At 69.0% G+C, this 19,339-nt stretch carries 21 protein-coding genes; 10 read left to right on the top strand and 11 right to left on the bottom strand.

Annotated elements, in window-relative coordinates:
- Positions 1-65: 65 nt before the first annotated feature.
- The 3 genes from hslU to DXK32_RS15650 form a co-directional block, all read right to left on the bottom strand.
- Complete coding sequence (gene hslU, locus DXK32_RS15660; protein WP_114859356.1) at positions 66-1,415, bottom strand: ATP-dependent protease ATPase subunit HslU; 1,350 nt, start codon at positions 1,413-1,415, stop codon at positions 66-68.
- Positions 1,416-1,437: 22 nt separating this feature from the next.
- Positions 1,438-1,986, bottom strand: a complete 549-nt coding sequence (gene hslV / locus DXK32_RS15655; protein ID WP_014238902.1) for an ATP-dependent protease subunit HslV — start codon at positions 1,984-1,986, stop codon at positions 1,438-1,440.
- Positions 1,987-2,070: 84 nt separating this feature from the next.
- Positions 2,071-3,642, bottom strand: coding sequence for a serine protease (locus DXK32_RS15650; protein ID WP_162801191.1), 1,572 nt, complete (start codon positions 3,640-3,642; stop codon positions 2,071-2,073).
- A gap of 148 nt (positions 3,643-3,790) precedes the next feature.
- Here DXK32_RS15650 and hisB point away from each other — a divergent pair, with 148 nt between their 5' ends.
- From hisB to DXK32_RS15615, 7 genes are read left to right on the top strand one after another with little or no spacing between them, the layout of a single operon-like run.
- Complete coding sequence (gene hisB, locus DXK32_RS15645) at positions 3,791-4,414, top strand: imidazoleglycerol-phosphate dehydratase HisB (protein WP_114859354.1); 624 nt, start codon at positions 3,791-3,793, stop codon at positions 4,412-4,414.
- A 52-nt stretch (positions 4,415-4,466) separates the two neighbouring features.
- Positions 4,467-5,111 (top strand): imidazole glycerol phosphate synthase subunit HisH, encoded by a 645-nt coding sequence (gene hisH / locus DXK32_RS15640; protein ID WP_114859353.1) that lies wholly within the window; start codon positions 4,467-4,469, stop codon positions 5,109-5,111.
- 2 nt (positions 5,112-5,113) lie between these two features.
- Positions 5,114-5,656, top strand: coding sequence for a GNAT family N-acetyltransferase (locus DXK32_RS15635; protein WP_114859352.1), 543 nt, complete (start codon positions 5,114-5,116; stop codon positions 5,654-5,656).
- Between the two features lie 14 nt (positions 5,657-5,670).
- Entirely contained in the window at positions 5,671-6,420 is a 750-nt protein-coding gene (gene hisA, locus DXK32_RS15630) for a 1-(5-phosphoribosyl)-5-[(5-phosphoribosylamino)methylideneamino]imidazole-4-carboxamide isomerase (RefSeq protein ID WP_114859351.1), read from the top strand.
- On the top strand, positions 6,420-7,205 hold the full coding sequence (hisF, locus tag DXK32_RS15625; RefSeq protein ID WP_114859350.1) for an imidazole glycerol phosphate synthase subunit HisF: 786 nt from the start codon (positions 6,420-6,422) through the stop codon (positions 7,203-7,205). The genes hisA and hisF overlap by 1 nt, the downstream gene beginning before the upstream one ends.
- Positions 7,198-7,554 carry a phosphoribosyl-ATP diphosphatase gene (locus DXK32_RS15620; protein WP_114859349.1) on the top strand — a complete coding sequence of 119 codons (357 nt, stop codon included), beginning with the start codon at positions 7,198-7,200 and terminating at the stop codon, positions 7,552-7,554. The genes hisF and DXK32_RS15620 overlap by 8 nt, the downstream gene beginning before the upstream one ends.
- Before the next feature lie 30 nt (positions 7,555-7,584).
- On the top strand, positions 7,585-7,953 hold the full coding sequence (locus DXK32_RS15615; RefSeq protein WP_014238910.1) for a histidine triad nucleotide-binding protein: 369 nt from the start codon (positions 7,585-7,587) through the stop codon (positions 7,951-7,953).
- A 216-nt stretch (positions 7,954-8,169) separates the two neighbouring features.
- On the opposite strand, the gene DXK32_RS15610 is transcribed toward DXK32_RS15615, so the two are convergent.
- From DXK32_RS15610 to DXK32_RS15600, 3 genes are all read right to left on the bottom strand, one after another.
- Positions 8,170-9,012 carry a DUF1206 domain-containing protein gene (locus DXK32_RS15610; protein WP_114859348.1) on the bottom strand — a complete coding sequence of 281 codons (843 nt, stop codon included), beginning with the start codon at positions 9,010-9,012 and terminating at the stop codon, positions 8,170-8,172.
- Between the two features lie 121 nt (positions 9,013-9,133).
- On the bottom strand, positions 9,134-10,339 hold the full coding sequence (mltA, locus tag DXK32_RS15605) for a murein transglycosylase A (protein ID WP_114859347.1): 1,206 nt from the start codon (positions 10,337-10,339) through the stop codon (positions 9,134-9,136).
- A 13-nt stretch (positions 10,340-10,352) separates the two neighbouring features.
- The gene (locus DXK32_RS15600) at positions 10,353-11,027 is read right to left on the bottom strand and encodes a Tim44/TimA family putative adaptor protein (RefSeq protein ID WP_038531572.1); all 675 of its coding nucleotides are present in this window, start codon (positions 11,025-11,027) and stop codon (positions 10,353-10,355) included.
- Positions 11,028-11,270: 243 nt separating this feature from the next.
- On the opposite strand from DXK32_RS15600, the gene DXK32_RS15595 reads away from it, so the two are divergent.
- The gene (locus DXK32_RS15595; RefSeq protein ID WP_114859345.1) at positions 11,271-11,888 is read left to right on the top strand and encodes an FxsA family protein; all 618 of its coding nucleotides are present in this window, start codon (positions 11,271-11,273) and stop codon (positions 11,886-11,888) included.
- Between the two features lie 100 nt (positions 11,889-11,988).
- Positions 11,989-12,486: a protein-export chaperone SecB gene (gene secB, locus DXK32_RS15590; protein ID WP_035670309.1), complete on the top strand. Its 498-nt coding sequence runs from the start codon at positions 11,989-11,991 to the stop codon at positions 12,484-12,486.
- 153 nt (positions 12,487-12,639) lie between these two features.
- On the opposite strand, the gene rho is transcribed toward secB, so the two are convergent.
- Positions 12,640-13,896 carry a transcription termination factor Rho gene (gene rho / locus DXK32_RS15585; RefSeq protein ID WP_014238917.1) on the bottom strand — a complete coding sequence of 419 codons (1,257 nt, stop codon included), beginning with the start codon at positions 13,894-13,896 and terminating at the stop codon, positions 12,640-12,642.
- A 393-nt stretch (positions 13,897-14,289) separates the two neighbouring features.
- Between rho and DXK32_RS15580 the strand changes: the two genes are divergently transcribed.
- Entirely contained in the window at positions 14,290-17,031 is a 2,742-nt protein-coding gene (locus tag DXK32_RS15580) for a cation-transporting P-type ATPase (RefSeq protein WP_114859344.1), read from the top strand.
- A gap of 6 nt (positions 17,032-17,037) precedes the next feature.
- On the opposite strand, the gene DXK32_RS15575 is transcribed toward DXK32_RS15580, so the two are convergent.
- The 4 genes from DXK32_RS15575 to hemE all read right to left on the bottom strand — a co-directional run bounded on the left by DXK32_RS15575 (position 17,038) and on the right by hemE (position 19,317).
- On the bottom strand, positions 17,038-17,481 hold the full coding sequence (locus tag DXK32_RS15575; protein ID WP_114859343.1) for a type II toxin-antitoxin system death-on-curing family toxin: 444 nt from the start codon (positions 17,479-17,481) through the stop codon (positions 17,038-17,040).
- A 6-nt stretch (positions 17,482-17,487) separates the two neighbouring features.
- Positions 17,488-17,712, bottom strand: coding sequence for an AbrB/MazE/SpoVT family DNA-binding domain-containing protein (locus tag DXK32_RS15570; protein WP_114859342.1), 225 nt, complete (start codon positions 17,710-17,712; stop codon positions 17,488-17,490).
- Between the two features lie 100 nt (positions 17,713-17,812).
- Positions 17,813-18,241, bottom strand: a complete 429-nt coding sequence (gene hemJ, locus DXK32_RS15565; protein WP_114859341.1) for a protoporphyrinogen oxidase HemJ — start codon at positions 18,239-18,241, stop codon at positions 17,813-17,815.
- 50 nt (positions 18,242-18,291) lie between these two features.
- Positions 18,292-19,317: a uroporphyrinogen decarboxylase gene (hemE, locus tag DXK32_RS15560; protein WP_114859394.1), complete on the bottom strand. Its 1,026-nt coding sequence runs from the start codon at positions 19,315-19,317 to the stop codon at positions 18,292-18,294.
- Positions 19,318-19,339 lie beyond the last annotated feature (22 nt).

The following is a 19,339-nucleotide window of genomic DNA, read 5'->3' as shown; positions in this document are numbered from 1 at the left end:
CCCCCTCACCCTAACCCTCTCCCCAGAGGGGAGAGGGGACTTCAATGCGATAGCCGCAGCGCGCCCTACAGAATGAACTTCGACAGGTCGGCGTTCTTGGCGAGGCCGCCGACCTGGGCGCGGACGGTTTCCGCGTCGATGGTGACGGTCTGGCCGGCCTTGTCGCTGGCGGTGAAGCTGATGTCCTCCAGCAGCCGTTCCAGGACAGTGTGCAGGCGCCGCGCCCCGATGTTCTCCACCGTCGCGTTGATCTCGGTGGCAAGGCGGGCAAGCTCGTCGATGGCGTCGTCGGTGAAGACGAGATCGACCTCCTCGGTCTTCAGCAGCGCCTTGTACTGCTTGATCAGGCTGGCTTCCGGCTCGGTCAGGATGCGGCGGAAATCCTCCCGCTCCAGCGCCTTCAGCTCGACGCGGATCGGCAGGCGGCCCTGCAGCTCCGGCAGCAGGTCCGACGGCTTGGACAGGTGGAAGGCGCCCGACGCGATGAACAGGATGTGGTCGGTCTTCACAGCACCATGCTTGGTGCTGACGGTCGTGCCCTCGATCAGCGGCAGGAGGTCGCGCTGCACACCCTCGCGGCTGACGTCGGCGCCGCCCTTGTAGTCGGAGCGGGCGGAGATCTTGTCGATCTCGTCGAGGAAGACAATACCGTTCTGCTCGACCGCCTGGATCGCTTCCGAAACGACCTTTTCCTGGTCCAGCAGCTTGTCCGACTCTTCCGCCATCAGAACGGTGTAGCTCTCGGCCACGGACATGCGCCGGGACTTGGTGCGCCCGCCCATCGCCTTGCCGAAGAGGTCGTTCAGGTTGAGCATGCCCATCTGGGCGCCCGGCATGCCGGGGATGTCGAAGGTCGGCAGGCCGCCGGCGGTGTCGGCCACCTGGATTTCGATCTCGCGGTCGTTCAGCGTGCCCTCGCGCAGCATCTTGCGGAACTTCTGCCGCGTCTCCGGGCTGGCGTTCTCGCCACACAGGGCGTCGACCACGCGCTCCTCGGCGCGCAGCTCGGCCTTGGCGGCCACTTCCTTGCGCAGCCGTTCCTTGGTCAGGCCGATGGCGGCCTCCACCAGGTCGCGGACGATCTGCTCGACGTCGCGGCCGACATAGCCGACCTCGGTGAACTTGGTCGCCTCGACCTTCAGGAAAGGCGCCTGGGCCAGCTTCGCCAGACGGCGGGCGATCTCCGTCTTGCCGACGCCGGTCGGGCCGATCATCAGGATGTTCTTGGGCAGAACCTCCTCGCGCAGCCCCTCGGGGAGCTGCTGGCGGCGCCAGCGGTTGCGCAGCGCGATGGCGACCGCGCGCTTGGCCTCGTGCTGGCCGACGATGTAGCGGTCGAGCTCGGAGACGATCTCGCGCGGGCTGAAGGCGGCGGTGGCGGCGGCGATGCTCGGAGCGGTGCTGGGGGCGGACATGGCGTGGGACCCGGTCTGAGGGTTAGAGCTTTTCGAGCGTGACGTTCTCGTTGGTGTAGACGCAGATGCCGGCGGCGATCTTCATCGCCTTGCGGGCCACGGCCTCCGCGTCCAGACCATCGACGTCGACCAGCGCGCGCGCCGCCGACAGGGCGTAGGCGCCGCCGGAGCCGATGCCGATGAGGCCGTCCTCCGGCTCCAGCACGTCGCCGTTGCCGGTCAGGATCAGGCTGACGTTGCGGTCGGCCACGGCCATCATGGCCTCCAGCCGGCGCAGGTAGCGGTCGGTGCGCCAGTCCTTGGCCATCTCCACGCAGGCGCGCAGCAGCTGGCCGGGGTGCTTCTCCAGCTTGGTCTCCAGCCGCTCGAACAGGGTCAGCGCGTCGGCGGTGGCGCCGGCGAAGCCGCCCATCACCGTGCCGCCGGCGAGCCAGCGCACCTTGCGGGCGTTCGATTTCATGACCGTCTGGCCGACGGACACCTGGCCGTCGCCGGCAATGACCACCTGCCCGTTCTTGCGGACCGAGAGGATGGTGGTGCCGTGCCACTGGATGGGATCGTGGGAAGTCATCGGGACCGTGGTCTAGGGAAGAGGCGCCCGTGCCCGAACGGCCCGGCGCGAACCCGGCCGACATAGGCACATCGGAACACGGGTCTATGTGGGGGGACGGCGGGTCCCGTCAAGCCTGCCGTCACGGGCCGGTGTCCCACGGGATGGAATTGGCCGGGGGGCGAGCTGCGTCACCTCCACCCCCAGCCGGGCCAGCGCCTCCGTCACCGGGACGAAGGCGGACAGGCCGTGCCCGCCACCCGGCGGCGGGCCGGAACGGGCAATGCCCAGCAGGTTGCCGGCCTCATCCACCAGCGGGTCGCCCGGCGCCGGGTCCGGTCCGGTCAGGTCGGCCTGGAGCAGCGTGGCCTCCACACCCGGCGCCGCCTGCGGATCGGCGCGCCGCGCCGCCAGGATGCCGGATGCCGTGTCGTCGCCCCGCCCCTGGACCGCCGTCACCGGCTCGCTGACCGCCGGGGCGTCCAGACGCAGCGGGGCCGCGCGCAGCCGGGCCGGCACGCGGACCAGGGCGATTCCGCCCGCGACATCCCGCGCCGTCACCGTTCCGTCCAGCGACACCCCACGGGACGGCGCGACCGTGACGGTGGCGTCCAGCCCGGCGTCGAGCGTCAGCAGAAGCGACTGGCCGTCCAGCTCCCCCAGAACGATCCCCCGGCCCTTGCGCTCCTCCGGCCCGACGCGAACCGTGGCGGCGGACACGCGGGCGGCGGGATCGTCGGCGTAGCCCTGGAGCGGGTCGGCGATGCGCAGGATCAAGGTCGGGGGACGCGTTTCCTCCAGGAATGGCGCCGGCCCGGCGGAGGCGCCGCCGGGATCGACCGTTGCGGTTTCGACCGCCGCGGTTGACACTATGGGCGGTCCAGTTGACACATGCGGGGCGGCACTTGACACTCCTGCCACCCCACTTGACACTACCGGGGCCGCACTTGACGCTCCCAGCGGGGCGGTTGACACTCCCCACCGGCCACTTGACACTATGGCGGGGCCACTTGACGCTATCGCCCCGCCCCGCGACACCGCGGCGCGGAAGCCGGGGTCGGCGCCCAACGCCTCCACCGCCGTGCCGAAGGCCTCCTCGATCAGCAGGACGTCGCCCTGCGGCACGCCGCTGTCCTTGCGGGCCACCCCCGTGGTGGTGACGCGATGGACCAGCCGCCCCGTCACGGCGTCGTAGACCGCCCAATCCACCCGCAGGCTGCCGACGCCCGACACCCCCTCGCTGCCCCCCGTCAGCCAGCTCCGGCGGCGGCACAGGTCGCTGTTCACCGCGCGCAGGTCGCCGCGCAGGATGTAGCGGGCGCGCTTGCGGTCGAACTCCGCCTCGTAGTCGCTGCCCTGGATTCCCGCCACGTCGTAGCCGGCGTCGGCCAGAACCTCGGCGAAGCGTTCCTGGAAGGTCGAGTTCTCGTGCAGGCTGCGCCCGCTGGTCCAATAGACGTCGTCGTAGGGCGGCCAGCACTCCAGCGCCCAGACATAGCGCCCCGTGACCATGCCCCGCCGCATGGAGCCGAGCGACAGGCCGTCGAAGCGGACCGGCTCCGTCGAGCCGCGGGCGACCGGCGGCGCCTTGCGGGTCTGCGGCAGGTCCCCGCCCATGCAGGCGGCCAGCGCCAGAAGGGCGGCGAGGGCCAGGAGAAGGCGTCCGGTCGTCGGCATGTCCGGTGACATATCCCATTATGCGCGTCAGGCGTGCACACAACCACGCATGCACACGCATTATGCGGCATCGCGACCGACGGTCATAGGCGTTTTCGGAGGCTGCGCCACTGGCGCGCCCGCGCGCTTCCTGATAAAACCCGGACTCATGGACCAGAGCCTTGCCAATGGCGTCCGCCGCGCCTCGATCGAGCGGAACACCACCGAAACCCGGATCCGGGTCGCCGTGAATCTGGACGGCACCGGCGTCTATGACGTCAGGACCGGTGTCGGCTTCCTCGACCACATGCTGGAGCAGCTGTCGCGCCACAGCCTGATGGACCTGTCGGTGGCGGCGGAGGGTGACCTGCACATCGACGCCCACCACACGACCGAGGACAGCGGCATCGCCATCGGTCAGGCGGTGGCGAAGGCGCTGGGCGACCGCAAGGGCATCCAGCGCTACGGCCACGCCTACATCCCGATGGACGAGACGCTGACCCGCGTCGCGCTGGACTTCTCCAACCGGCCCTACCTGATCTGGAAGGTGTCCTTCAGCCGCGACAAGATCGGCGACATGGACACCGAGCTGTTCCGCGAGTGGTTCCAGGCCTTCGCCATGGCCGCGGGCGTGACGCTGCACGTCGAATGCCTCTATGGCGAGAACAACCACCACATCGTGGAAAGCTGCTACAAGGCGCTTGCCCGCGCGCTGCGGGCCGGGATTGACATCGACCCGCGCAAGCGCGACGCCGTGCCCTCCACCAAGGGGACGCTGGGCGGCTCCCTCTAAAAAAACCGGCGGCTTCCACAAGGCCGGCGCTCTGTCACAAGGTCCTCGTTTCATGGAAACCGTTGCGCTGATCGATTACGGCTCCGGCAACCTGCGTTCCGCCGCCAAGGCTCTGGAGCGCGCGGCGGCGGGGTGTCACGCCTCCTTCCAGGTCCTGGTGACCTCCGACGCCGACGCCGTGCGCAAGGCCGACCGCGTCGTCCTGCCGGGCGTGGGCGCCTTCGCCGACTGCAAGCGCGGCCTGTCGGAGGTCCCCGGCATGCTCGACGCGCTGGACGAGGTGGTGCACGGCAAGGGCCGCCCCTTCCTGGGCATCTGCGTCGGCATGCAGCTGATGGCGGAGCGCGGGCGCGAGTACGGCGTGACCGAGGGGCTGGGCTGGATCAAGGGCGAGGTGGTGAAGCTGGAGCCGGCCGACCCGACGCTGAAGATCCCGCACATGGGCTGGAACGAGCTGGACGTGCGCCGGGAGCATCCCGTGCTGGCCGGCCTGCCGGAGCGGGCGCACGCCTATTTCGTCCACTCCTACCGCTTCGCCGTGGAGCGGCCGGAGGACGTGATCGCCAGCGCCGATTACGGCGGGCCCTTCGCCGCGGTGGTCGGGCGCGACAATCTGGTCGGCACCCAGTTCCACCCGGAAAAGAGCCAGGAGACCGGGCTCGCCCTGGTCGCCAACTTCCTGACCTGGCGGGTCTGACGATGACCGACGTCACGGTCGAACGCATCGACACGCTGAAGACGGGCGACCTGCATGACCTGTGCGACGCCGCCGACGACGCCGTCAAGGCCGGCGGCGGCTTCGGCTGGGTGGCGCCGCCCCCCCGCGAGATCATGGAACGCTACTGGAAGGGCGTTCTGGTGGTTCCGGAGCGCATCCTGTTCGTCGGCCGGCTGGACGGCGTCATCGCCGGCTCCGCCCAGCTCGTCAAGCCGGCCCGCAACAACGAGGCGCAGGCCCACGCCGCCACCCTGACCACCAGCTTCGTCGCCCCCTGGGCACGCGGCCATGGCCTTGCCCGCCGTCTGACCGTGGCGGTCGAGGAGGAGGCGCGGGCCTCCGGCTTCCGCGTGCTGAACCTCGACGTGCGCGAGACGCAGACCGCGGCCATCGCCCTCTACGAGGACCTCGGCTTCCGCCGCTGGGGCACGCATCCCTTCTATGCGCTGGTGGACGGCAACAGGCTGGCCGGACATTTCTATGTGAAAGACCTCACCCCCGACACGCTCCACGACACGCCATAGGACGAGACACCGCGATGATCATCTATCCCGCCATCGACCTCAAAGACGGTGCCTGCGTTCGGCTGCTGCGCGGCGAGATGAGCCAGGCGACCGTCTTCAACACCGAACCCGCCGACCAGGCCCGCCTGTTCGAAAGCCAGGGCTTCGAATGGCTGCATCTGGTCGATCTGAACGGCGCCTTCGAGGGCAAGCCGGTCAACGGCAAGGCGGTCGAGAGCATCCTGGGCGCCGTGACCATCCCGGTGCAGCTGGGCGGCGGCATCCGCGACCTGAAGACCATCGGCATGTGGCTGGAGAAGGGCGTCAGCCGGGTCATCCTCGGCACCGTCGCCCTGCGCGAGCCGGAACTGGTCCGTGAAGCCTGCAAGGAGTTCCCTGGCAAGGTCGCCGTCGGCATCGACGCGCGCGAGGGTTACGTGGCCGTCGCCGGCTGGGCCGAGACCTCGACCATCAAGGCGCTGGATCTGGCGCTGAAGTTCGAAGACAGCGGCGTCGCGGCGATCATCTACACCGACATCAACCGCGACGGCGCCATGGGCGGCGTGAACGTCGAGGCGACCTCCGACCTCGCCTTCCACCTGACCACCCCGGTGATCGCGTCGGGCGGCGTCTCCTCCATCGACGACCTTATCGCGTTGAAGAAAGAGGAGGACACCGGCATCCAGGGGGTCATCTGCGGCCGCGCGCTCTACGACGGGCGCATCGACCCGAAGACGGCGCTCGACCTGCTCTCCCCCGCCCCTGTCACCGGAAAGGCCGGCTGATGCTCAAGATGCGCGTCATCCCCTGCCTGGACGTCAAGGACGGGCGGGTCGTCAAGGGGGTCAACTTCGTCGATCTGATCGACGCCGGCGATCCCGTGGAGCAGGCCCGCGTCTATGACCGGGAGGGGGCGGACGAGCTGACCTTCCTCGACATCACGGCCAGCCACGAGAACCGCGACACCATCTACGACGTGGTGCGCCGCACCGCCGAGCAGGTGTTCATGCCGCTGACCGTCGGCGGCGGCGTGCGCACGGTCGAGGACATCCGCAAGCTGCTGCTGGCCGGCGCCGACAAGGTGTCGATCAACACCGCGGCCATTCACCGTCCGGAGTTCGTGCAGGAGGCGGCGGAGAAGTTCGGCGCGCAGTGCATCGTCGTCGCCATCGACGCCAAGCAGGTCGAGCCCGGCCGCTGGGAGATCTTCACCCACGGCGGGCGCAAGGCGACGGGCATCGACGCCATCGAGTGGGCCAAGCGCATGGAGTCCTACGGCGCCGGCGAGATCCTGCTGACCTCGATGGACCGCGACGGCACCAAGAGCGGCTTCGACCTCGCCTTGACCCGCAAGGTGGCCGACGGGCTGCGCATCCCGGTCATCGCGTCGGGCGGCGTCGGCACGCTGGACCATCTGGTGGAGGGCATCCGCGAGGGCCACGCCACGGCGGTGCTGGCGGCCTCCATCTTCCATTTCGGCACCTACACCATCGGGCAGGCCAAGGCGGCGCTCGCCGACGCCGGCATCCCGGTGCGCCCGGCCCGTGTGAGGGAGGCCGCGCATGGCTGAGGATACGATATCTGGCGATAGGGCCGCCGCCACGGCCGCGGTGCTGGACCGGCTCTACGCCACCGTCCAGGCGCGCAAGGGCGCCGATCCGGAGACCTCCTACACCGCCAAGCTGTTCCACCGCGGCACCGCCAAGATCGCCCAGAAGGTCGGCGAGGAGGCGGTGGAGACGGTCATCGAGGCGGTGCGCGGCGACAAGGCGGCCATGGCCTCGGAATCGGCGGACCTGCTCTATCACCTGATGGTGCTGTGGGCCGACGCCGGGCTGGAGCCCGCCGAGGTCTGGGAGAAGCTGGCCCAGCGCGAGGGCACCAGCGGCATCGCCGAAAAGAACGCGCGCAAAGCTTAACGAGAGCAAGGCGGAAGGGGAAACGACGCGATGGCCAAGACCTACGATCCGAACAACGTCTTCGCCCGCATCCTGCGCGGCGAGATCCCGTGCAAGAAGGTCCTGGAGACCGAGCACGCGCTGGCCTTCCACGACATCAACCCGCAGGCCCCGACGCACATCCTGGTGATCCCGAAGGGCGCCTACGTCGATATGGACGATTTCAGCGCCCGCGCGACCGAAGCGGAGATCGCCGGCCTGTTCCGCGCGGTCGGCGAGGTGGCGCGCGGCGCCGGCGCCGCCGAGCCCGGTTACCGCATCCTGTCCAACTGCGGCGAGGACGCGAACCAGGAGGTTCCGCACCTGCACATCCACGTCTTCGCCGGCCGCCGCCTCGGTCCGATGATCACCAAGGGGTGATCACCCAAGAGGCACGACGATCCACGTGAAACAGTGGCCTGGATAGGACTTGTAGCCCTCGCCCCTCTGGGGAGAGGGTGCCCGCAACGCGGGCGGTGAGGGGATTGCCGATGACGGTATGTCCGGCAAAAGCGCAACCCCCTCACCCTGACCCTCTCCCCAGAGGGGAGAGGGGACTTCACCGGCGCCCTTTTCTTTTGGTCCGGTTCTTTTCGCTCACACCATGGCGCGGATCTGCCGCTCCGCCGCTTCGCCGTCGATGCGGCAGTAGACGGCTTGGACGACGCTGAAGGCGCCGAAGGCGAACAGCCCGGCGGCCACCACCCCGAGCAGCCAGGGGCCGTAGGGCTGCTGCTGGAGGAACTGCAGCGCCTTGAGCAGCCCGCCGGACTCCGACGAGTCCGACTGCCAAGCCGCCACCAGGAAGAAGCTGCCGACCACCGCGAAGACCAGCCCCTTGGCGGCGAAGCCGAAGCGGCCGATCGGGCAGATCACCTTCATGGTGTCCGGGTCGGCGTCCAGCTCACGGCGGAAGCTGGCCTTGTAGGCTTTGATGGCGTGGGCGACGGCCGTGCCGATGATGGCGGCCCCGACCGCGGCCACCAGGACGCGGCCCATCGGCTGGGCGAGCAGCCACGCCGTCCAGTCGTGCGCCGCCGCCTCGCCATCGCCACGCCCGCCGCCCTGCCCGGCCAGCAGCTTGATGGCGAAGACCGCCAGACCGGCGTGGATCACCCCGGCGACGATGAAGCCGGCGCGGACCACCAGACCCTTGGGGGAGGTTCCGAGATGGTCGACGTCCAGCACCGCCTGCATGACCCGCCACAGCGCGTAGCCGGCCAGACCGAGCGCGGTCAGCGCCAGCAGGACCGAGCCGAAGGGGTGCTGGAACAGCTCGACCAGCGCGCCCTTGGTGTCGGTCGGCCGGTTGCTGCCATAGGCCGCCGTGACGGCGAACCAGCCGACGATCAGATAGACGAGGCCGCGCGCGGCGTAGCCGAGCCGCGCCAGCCCTTCGATTTCGTTGAGCCTGTCGAGTTGCCGTTGCAGCGGGGTCATGGCCCCCTCCCCCCGTGTGTCAACCAAAGCCACCGTTATCGGCGGTGGTTGACACAACCGAAGCCGCTGCGCTTCGGTTCCTCAGCGGGGGGAAACGGGCGGCGGGGGAAAGAGGCGACCGTCAGCTCGCCGGAGCGACGGTCTTCGGCAGCAGGACGTAGTACTCCCCGGCGCTCTTCATCACGCCGGCCTTGGCCTCCGCCTCCGGACCGTGGCCCCAGAAGACGTCGCCGCGGACCGGGCCGCGGATGGCCCCGCCAGTGTCCTGGGCGATCAGCAGGCGGCGCAGGCGCGTCTGGGCGTCCTGCGGGTCCTCGGCGTCCAGCCAGACCGGCACGCCGTAGGGCAGGAACTTGGAATCGATGGCGAGGCTCCGCCCCGGCGTCAGGGCGACGTTCTGGGCGCCGTTCGGCCCCTCCCCCTTCAGCTCCTGGAAGAAGACGTAGGAAGGATTCTTGTTCATCAGCGCCGCGGCCTCGCCGGGGTTGGCCTGCAGCCAGGCGCGGATGGTCTGGAGCGACACCTCCTCGCGCGTCAGGGCGCCGCGGTCGATCAGCTCCCGCCCGATGGCGACGTATTTGTGGCCGTTCTGGGCGGCGTAGCCGACGCGCGTCTCGGTCCCATCCGGGAAGCTGACCCGGCCCGACCCCTGGATGTGCAGGAAGAAGGTGGCGATGGGGTCCTGCAGCCAGACCAGCTCCAGCCCCTTGCCGCTGAGCGCCCCGGCCTCGATGGCCGCGCGGTCCTCGAAGGGCTTCAGCCGGCCGGCGGTGACGCGCCCGGCGATGCGCTCGCCCCTCCAGCGGTCGGCGAACTCGCCGAGGTCGACCATCACCAGATCGGCGGGACGCTTGTAGAGCGGCACCGGAAAGGCCGGATCCGGCGTCCGGCTGCCTTTCAGCTCGACCTCGTAATAGCCGGTGAAGAGGCCGCGCCGCTCGGCGTTGTTGGCCGCGGCGTAGGGGGTGAACCACGTCTCGAAATAGGCGCGTGCCGCCGCGTCGTCGCCGGGCGGCAGCTTGGCCAGCTCGGCGCAGGGGCCCTGCCAGTCCGCCGCCTTGCCGCCGACCCCGTCGGGGCCGATGGAGCGGTCGGCGGCCAGGGCCCTGACCTTCGCGCAGGAGCGCTGGAAGGCCGGGACGGCCTCCGCCACGCGGTCGGCGCTCCAGCCGGGCAGCGCCGTGAAGGCGACGGGGATGAGGACCAGCTTTTCGGGCGGCGGGGGCGGCGGCGCCTTGGCCTCCTCCTCCTTCCGCTCGCAGCCAATGAGAAACGCCGCGGCAAGGACTGCCGCGGCGCTGAGACGAACAACCGGAAGAGAGAACATCAGAACCGATCGGTCATTGAGGGGTGCGGGTTTCGACGAGCGCCCAGTTCGGGTCGCCGGCGCGGGTGTTGCGGGCGAAGGTCCAGACGTCCACGGCCTCGACCACGCTGTTCGGATCGCCGTCCACCACGGCGCCAGCGCTGTTGCGCACGACGTTCATCTGCTCCGACACGAACTTCACCGTGACCAGGGCGGTGCGGCCGTCCATGCGGGCCTCCACCACGTCGGCGTCGGTGATCGTCTCGATGCGGGTCTCCAGCGTCTCGCCGGCCGCTTGGCGCTCGCGCACCGCGCGGGCGAAGTTGTCGTAGACCTCGTCCGAGAGCAGCGGGCGCAGCGTGGCCGTGTCGCCCTTGGCGAAGGCCTCCACGATCATCTGGAAGGCGCCGCGGGCGCCCTGCAGGAAATACTTCTCGTCGAAGCTGGGGTCGGCGGCCTTGATCTGTTCCAGCGCGGTGGCCAGCGACACCGGCTCGTCGGGCGACGGGGCGGCGTTCGGCACGGGCCGCTCGCGGTTGGGCATCGCCACCACGTTGTCGGGCTGGTTGTTGGGGCGGGCCGTGAAGGGGTTCGGCCGCTGACGTTCCTCACCGGTGCGGCGGCCGAGCACGCTGCGCAGCCGGTACACGAGAAACGCCGCGATCATCGCGAAGATCAGGATCTCGACGAACACAAACCCATCTCCCATCATCCATCCTTCCGGGTGACTGAAGGCCGGCCCCGAAATCACCGGCCCCGCTTGATCCTCTACTGGACCCTCCGGCGGGTGAGCATTAAGTGTACCGGAACGGTGCCGGGACCAAGTCCCAGCTCGCCCTCTCCGCCGAGGATTCCACCCGATGACCCGTGCCGGAGCTGTTCTTCCAACCAAAGATCGGGTGACGTACCCTGGTGTAGATAGGCCCTCGGGGTTGAAAGAGCAAGGACGGCCATGAATCCACTGTTGCTGTTGTTCCTTTTGCTGCCGATCGCGGAAATCGCGACCTTCATCGAGGTCGGCGACTGGATTGGCGCCGGTCCGACGGTCGGGCTGGTCATCCTGTCCGCCATCCTGGGGTCCGTGCTGATCCGCTGGCAGGGCCTGTCCGTGCTGAAGCGCGCGCAGCAGTCGGCGGAGCGCGGCGAGAGCCCGGTCGGCGCGGTGTTCGAGGGGTTCTGTGTCGTCGTCGCCGGTCTGCTGCTGATCATCCCCGGATTCCTGACGGACGTCGTCGGAATCCTTCTGTTCGTGCGCCCGATCCGCAACGCTCTGGGCCGCTGGCTGTTCGACCGTATGAAGGGTGCTGCCTCCTTCCAGATGCACGGCCGCATGGGCGGTCAGGCAGGCGGCCAGGGCTGGAACGCCGGCGATCCGAACGGCCCCCATGGCGGTCCAGGCAACCGCCCGCCGCCGGGCGTGATCGACGTCGATTACCAGGAGGTCGACCCCGACGGCGGCCGCCCGGAAGGCGCCGGTCCGGCGGACCGCGACGGTCCGGACGACATGCCGAAGCTGGGCGACTCCCGCTGGGCGCCGCCCGGTTCGCCCCACCGCAACGACCGCGGGTGAAACACGCCGGTTTCACTTTGTGGAGCCAGCAAATCCGTGCTAGCCAGCGGGTCTTGAAGACCTTTCCATCGTGATGCCGCCCCGCGGCCAGGAGTTGTCCATGTCCGATCAGCAGATCAACGGTCAAGATCAGGAAGCCGCCTCGTCGCTGCCGATGCATGTGCTGGCGCAGTATGTGAAGGACCTGTCCTTCGAGAACCCCAACGCCCCGCAGAGCCTGCTGCCCGGCCAGCCGCAGCCGCAGGTCAACATCGGCGTGGACGTGCAGGTCCAGCCGATGGGCGAGGACGTCTACGAGGTCGTGCTGAAGCTGCATTGCGAGGCCAAGCAGGCCGAGGCGACCGCCTTCCTGGTCGAAGTCGCCTACGGCGGCCTGTTCCAGCTTCCCGGCCTGCCGCAGGAGCATCACCGCCCGGTGCTGCTGATCGAGGCGCCGCGGATGCTCTTCCCGTTCGCCCGCGCCATCGTCGCCGGCTGCACCCAGGACGGCGGCTTCCCGCCGCTGATGATCAACCCGATCGACTTCGTCGACCTGTACCGCCGCCAGACCGCCGGTCAGCAGGCCCAGGCCGAAGAGGCGCCGCAGTCGCCGTTCTGATGCCGCCGTTCTGATGACGCGGTCCTGACGGCACCGTTCTGATCCGGGCCATCGGTTTCGGACAAACAAAAAGGCGGGAGGCTCCATCGGGCCTCCCGCCTTTTTTCGTGCCCTCCCCCACCCTTGGACCGGATGGGGGAAAATGGCCGCAGACTACTGATTCATGGACTCGAAGAATTCCGAGTTCGACTTGGTGTGCTTCAGCTTGTCGACCAGGAAGTCCACCGCGTCGGTCACGCCCATCGGCATCAGGATGCGGCGCAGGATCCACATCTTCGAGATGGTGCCCTTGTCGACCAGCAGCTCCTCCTTGCGGGTGCCCGACTTGGAGATGTCGATGGCCGGGAAGGTGCGCTTGTCGGAAAGCTTGCGGTCCAGCACGATTTCCGAGTTGCCGGTGCCCTTGAACTCTTCGAAGATCACCTCGTCCATGCGGCTGCCGGTGTCGATCAGCGCGGTCGCGATGATGGTCAGCGAGCCGCCCTCCTCAATGTTGCGGGCCGCACCGAAGAAGCGCTTCGGGCGCTGCAGCGCGTTGGCGTCCACGCCGCCGGTCAGCACCTTGCCCGAGGAGGGAACGACGGTGTTGTAGGCGCGGGCCAGACGGGTGATGGAGTCCAGCAGGATGACCACGTCGCGCTTGTGCTCGACCAGCCGCTTGGCCTTCTCGATGACCATCTCGGCGACCTGGACGTGGCGCGTCGCCGGCTCGTCGAAGGTGGAGCTGATGACCTCGCCCCGCACGGAGCGGGCCATGTCGGTCACCTCTTCCGGACGCTCGTCGATCAGCAGGACGATCAGATAGGCTTCCGGGTGGTTGGTCGCGATGGAATGGGCGATGTTCTGCAGCATCACCGTCTTGCCGGTGCGCGGCGGGGCGACGATCAGCCCGCGCTGGCCCTTGCCCAGCGGCGCCACGAGGTCGATGATGCGGCCCGTGTAGTTCTTCTTGGTCGGGTCGTCGACTTCCATGCGCAGCCGCTCTTCCGGGTAGAGCGGGGTCAGGTTGTCGAAGTTGATGCGGTGGCGGACCTTGTCCGGCGCATCGAAGTTGATCGTGTTGACCTTGAGAAGGGCGAAGTAGCGCTCGCCGTCCTTGGGCGCGCGGATCTGCCCCTCGACCGTGTCGCCGGTGCGCAGGCTGAAGCGGCGCACTTGGCTGGGGCTGACGTAGATGTCGTCGGGGCCGGGAAGATAATTGGCCTCCGGCGAGCGCAGGAACCCGAAGCCGTCCTGAAGAACCTCGAGCACGCCGTCGCCATAGATCGGAACATCGTTTTCCGCCAACTGCTTGAGGATGGCGAACATCATGTCCTGCTTGCGCAGCGTGCTGGCGTTCTCGATCTGCAGTTCCTCCGCGAACGCCAGCAGTTCGGCGGGGCTCTTGCACTTCAGCTCTTGGAGATGCATGGGGGTGCCTTAAGGGAATCGGTCATGCGAGGGGGAGTGCCAGAGGTCCCGGGCCGGCGCAGGGTGCGTCGGTTGAGCGTCGAACGGCGCTGAAGGCTGGGAATGCCTGTCGGACGTCGCGCCCAGATCGTTGGGGAGGGACGGAACGGCGGATGTGGGATGGGTGCCCGCGAGGCTTGCCGCCCCGTGGTGGGAAAGATGGTTAGCGGAACGCCGTCCGCAAGTCAAATGAAAGCGAATTCTTGGAAATGGGGTGGATTCTTGCGCGTCCCCCTCCGGGTCATCTCATCCGGGTCACGATGCCGCATCCCCTGTTATCCAGGCCACCGGGCCACGACCTGGGCGTTCAGGACAGAAACGGTTTGGCAGGACAGAAACGGTTAGGTTGACATCATGAGCCCGCATGACCGTTCCGGACCCGGAACCATCGTTGCTCCCGAAGCCTCCACCGCCCCCCTGCCCTGGCACGCCCAGCCCCCGGACCAGGCTTTGGCCGCGCTGGACAGCCCCGACGACGGGCTGACGCCCGACGAGGCGGCGGAACGCCGGCGGCGGTACGGCCCCAACCGGCTGACCCCGCCGCCCCGCCGGTCGGCGCTGATGCGCTTCCTGGCGCAGTTCGACAATTTGCTGATCTACGTGCTGATCGGCGCGGGAGTCGTCACGGTGCTGCTGGGCGAGTTCGTGGACGCCGCGGTGATCGCCGGCGTCGTGCTGATCAACGCCGCCATCGGCTATGTCCAGGAGGGCAAGGCGGAGCAGGCGCTGGACGCCATCCGCAGCATGCTGTCGCCGCAGGCGGTGGTGCTGCGCGGCGGCCATCAGGTCACCGTTCCGGCGGAGGACCTGGTGCCCGGCGACCACGTGATTCTGGCCTCGGGCGACAAGGTGCCGGCGGACCTGCGGCTGGTCCGCGTCAAGGGCCTGCGCGTGCAGGAGGCGGCGCTGACCGGGGAATCCGTGCCGGTCGCCAAGAGCGCCGACGCGGTGGCCGTGGATGCTCCCCTCGCGGAGCGCGGCGGCATGGCTTATTCCGGCACGCTGGTCGCCCAGGGACAGGCCACCGGCGTCGTGGTGGCCACGGGGGACCGGACGGAGCTGGGGCGCATCGGCACGCTCCTGGCGGGCGTGGAGGAGCTGACCACGCCGCTGCTCGCCCAGATGGCCGTTTTCGGACGCTGGCTGACCATCGGCATCCTGGCGCTGACCGCCCTGACCTTCCTCTACGGTTCGCTGGTCCAGGGGGAGCCCTGGCCGGAGATGGTCATGGCCGCCGTCGGTCTGGCGGTGGCGGCGATTCCGGAAGGGCTGCCCGCGGTGATGACGATCACGCTGGCCATCGGCGTCACCCGCATGGCCCGGCGCAACGCCATCATCCGCCGCCTGCCGGCGGTGGAGACGCTGGGTTCGGTCGGGATCATCTGCTCCGACAAGACAGGCACGCTGACCCGCAACGAGCTTGTCGTGCAGACCGTGGTGACCGCGGCGGGCGATTGCGCGGTGACCGGCACTGGTTACCGTCCCGAGGGCGAGTTCCGCCGCGACGGCAAGGCCCTGGACCCCGCTGCCGATCCCGTCCTGACCGAGCTGGCCCGCGCCGCCCTGCTCTGCAACGACGCCGAGCTTCAGCGGGGCGAGGAGGGCTGGACGGTGGCCGGCGACCCGACCGACGGCGCCCTGCTGGCGCTCGGCATGAAGGCCGGGCTGGACGCGCGGGAGGAGGCCGTCCGTCGCCCGCGTACGGACGTCATCCCCTTCGAATCCGAACACAAGTACATGGCCACCCTGCACCACGACCACGAGGGGCACGGGCTGCTGTACGTCAAGGGCGCGCCGGAGCGCGTGCTGTCCATGTGTGCGCGCGTACGGGCCGCGGACGGCGGCACCGCGCCGCTGGACATGGCCCATTGGCTGGCGCGGGTGGAGGATCTGGCGGCAGGCGGCCAGCGCGTCCTGGCGCTTGCCGCCCGCCCCGCCTTGCCCGGCCAGACCGTGCTCGACATGGACGACGTGCGGGAGGGGCTGACCCTGCTCGGCCTGTGCGGCTTCATCGACCCGGCGCGCGAGGAGGCGGTGGCGGCGGTGGCCGAGTGCCAGGCGGCGGGAATCCGCGTCAAGATGATCACCGGCGACCACGCCGGCACCGCCCAGGCCATCGGCCGGCAATTCAATCTGTCGGGCGACGCGGTGTCGGGAACCGAGCTGGACCGGCTGGACGACACGGCGCTGGTCGCCGTGGCGCGCGATGCCGACGTCTTCGCCCGCACCACGCCGGAGCACAAGCTGCGCCTCGTCCGCGCGCTTCAGGCGGCGGGCTACACGGTCGCCATGACCGGCGACGGGGTGAACGACGCCCCCGCTCTGAAGCGCGCCGACGTCGGCGTCGCCATGGGCTGCAAGGGGACGGAGGCCGCGAAGGAGGCCGCCAGCATGGTGCTGGCCGACGACAACTTCGCCTCCATCACCCACGCCGTGGAGGAAGGGCGGACCGTCTACGACAATCTGCGCAAGACGATCCTGTTCATGCTGCCGACCAACGGCGCCCAGGCGCTGGTGATCCTGGTCGCCGTGCTGGCCGGCTACACGCTGCCGATTACGCCCGTCCAGATTCTCTGGGTCAACATGGTGACGGCGGTGACGTTGGGCCTGGCGCTGGCCTTCGAGCCGCCGGAAGCCGCGGTGATGAGGCGCCCGCCCCGCCCCAAGAACGAGCCGATCCTGCCCGGCTTCCTGATCGGGCGCATGGTGCTGGTGATGGCGCTTCTGGTCGCGACCAGCTTCGGTTTCTTCCTGCTGCACGAAGGCCACGGCGACCCGACGCCGGTCGCCCGCACCATGGCCGTCAACGCGCTGGTGATGGGGGAGATCTTCTTCCTGCTGAACGCCCGGGCGGTCACCGCCCCGGTGCTGAACCGGCGGGGGCTGTTCGGCAGCCGCGCGGTGTGGATCGCCATCGGGCTGATGCTGGTCTTCCAGCTCGCCTTCACCTACGCCCCGCCCCTGCAGAGCCTGTTCGGCACGGCGGCGGTGGACTGGACCCAATGGGTGGCCATGACGGCCGCCGGTCTGGCGATCTTCCTGGCGGTGGAGGCGGAGAAGGCGGTCACCCGCCGGGTGATGGAGCGGCGGGGCTGACCGCCCCTACGATTCCGGGCCGCCCATGTCGTGGAAGCCGATGTCGTAGCAATGGTCGGCGACCCAGTCGCGGAACGCCTCTTCGCTCAATCTGCCGGCGGCAAGCGCCAGAATGGTGTCCGCGGCCTCCCGCTCCGCCGCATCCAGTTCGAAGCCGTTCAGGCCGAGACACAGGCCCAGCGCCACGAACGCGGCGCGCTTGTTTCCGTCCACGAAGGGGTGATTGCGGCAGACGCTGACGCACAGCGCGGCGGCCAGATCGAAAATGGTCAGCCGGTCGTCACCATAGGCGATGAGCTGGTAGGGACGAGCCAGTGACGCTTCCAACGCCCCGAGGTCGCGCATGCCGGGCGCGCCGCCATGTTCCAGCAGCAGTTCGCCGTGCAGGTCGAGCAGCGCCTGGAGCGGCGGGTTGACGTAGGGACGTCCCTGGATCGTCGGCTGGTCCACGCCGGCTTACTTGGACAGGATGTCCATGGTGCGACGGTAGCGCGCGGAGAAGCGCCGGCCGATGTCCATGGCGCGGTTGTAGCCGTCGTCGGTCTTCGAGATCTCGATGCGGCCCTCGCGCACCTCGACGGACACCGCGTCGCCGCGCTGAAGGTCGGCCGCCGCCAGCACGTCGCGCGGCAGGGTAAGTCCGGTGGAATTGCCGACCTTGGTCAGTTTGGTGGTGTGCATGGCGATCTCCGCGCTGGATCGGCACAGGATGTAATTACGCTTGTTATTACGTCAAGGGGCGGTGGCCGGCCCGTGCCGGCCATCGCCCTGCCCCTTCCCGTCAGAAGGGCTTCACGATCACGAAGATGACGATGCCGATCATCAGCAGGGTCGGCGCCTCGTTCCACATGCGGAAGAAGCGCTGCGGGCGGGTGTTGCGGTCCGCCTCGAAGTCCTTGCGCCAGCGCGCCATCATCATGTGCGTGCCGGTCAGCGCCAGGACGAACAGCAGCTTGGCGTGCAGCCATCCCTGCTTCATCCAGGCCGGCTCCATCACGATCATCGCGATTCCGAACAGGTAGGCGGCGCCCATCGCCGGATTCATGATGGCGCGCAGCAGGCGGCGCTCCATCACCTTGAAGCGCTCCGAGGAGTCCGAGCCCCGTGCCGTCTCGCAATGGTAGACGAACAGCCGCGGCAGATAGAGAAGCCCGGCCATCCAGGCGATGATGCTGATGACGTGCAGAGCCTTGACCCAGAGATAAAGCACTGGAATCCCCTTCCCTTCCCGTTGCGCGCTTTTTCAAACCGTGCGGTGCCTCAGCCCCGGTTCGGCCAGTCCTTGATCAGACGGGCCAGTTCCGCCACGTGGTCCGGCGGGGTGGTCTGGATCACGCCGTGCCCCAGGTTGAAGACGAAGGGCTTGCCGGCGAGCGTCTCCAGAATCTCCGACGCAGCGGTGCGCAGGGCCTCGCCACCGGCGGCGAGCATGATCGGGTCGAGGTTGCCCTGCACCGGCAACTTGGATTGCAGATTCCCGGCCGCCCAAGCCACCGGGACGGTGGTGTCGAGCCCGACCGCATCCACTCCACTGCCCACCACGTAGTCCTCATAGGAGAGGCCCGCACCGCGCGGGAAACCGATGACCGGAATCGCGGGGTGGCGCGCCTTGATGAGATCGACGATCCGCCGCGTCGGCTCGATCACCCAGCGGCGGAATTCGCCGGCCGGCAGGACGCCCGCCCAGCTGTCGAACAGCTGCACCACCTCGGCCCCGGCCTCGATCTGGGTGCACAGATAATCGGCGGTCACCTCGACCAGCAGATCCATCAGCGCGCCGAATCCGGCGGGATCGCCGTAGGCCCAGCGCTTGACGTGCGCGTACTCCTTGGACCCGGCCCCTTCGACCATGTAGCAGGCGATGGTCCAGGGCGCCCCTGCAAAGCCGATCAGCGTGGTGTGCGCCGGAATCGCGCTGGAGAGGCGGCGGACGGTCTCGTAGACCGGCTCCAGCCGTTCGTGGAAGCGATCGCGCGACAGGCGCTTGAGGTCTTCCACGCTTCTCACAGGGTCCAGTTTCGGCCCCTCGCCCTCCAGGAAGGCCAGCGGCTGGCCCAGGGCGTGCGGCACCACCAGGATGTCGGAGAACAGAATCGCTGCGTCCATGTCGTAGCGGCGCAGCGGTTGCAGGGTTACCTCCACCGCGTGGTCGGGGTTGTAGCACATGTCCAGGAAGCTGCCGGCCTTGGCGCGCAATTCCCGATATTCCGGCAGGTAACGGCCGGCCTGGCGCATCAGCCAGAAGGGCGGGCGCGGACGCACCTCGCCGGCGAGGGCGGCGAGCATCGGCTTGGCAATCTTGGTCACG

Origin of the sequence: Azospirillum brasilense, from assembly GCF_003349955.1 — a bacterium.
In the GTDB taxonomy this organism is placed as follows: domain Bacteria; phylum Pseudomonadota; class Alphaproteobacteria; order Azospirillales; family Azospirillaceae; genus Azospirillum; species Azospirillum brasilense_B.
The sequence above is the reverse complement of the archived record's forward strand: the minus strand, read 5'-3'. Positions and strand labels throughout refer to the sequence as shown.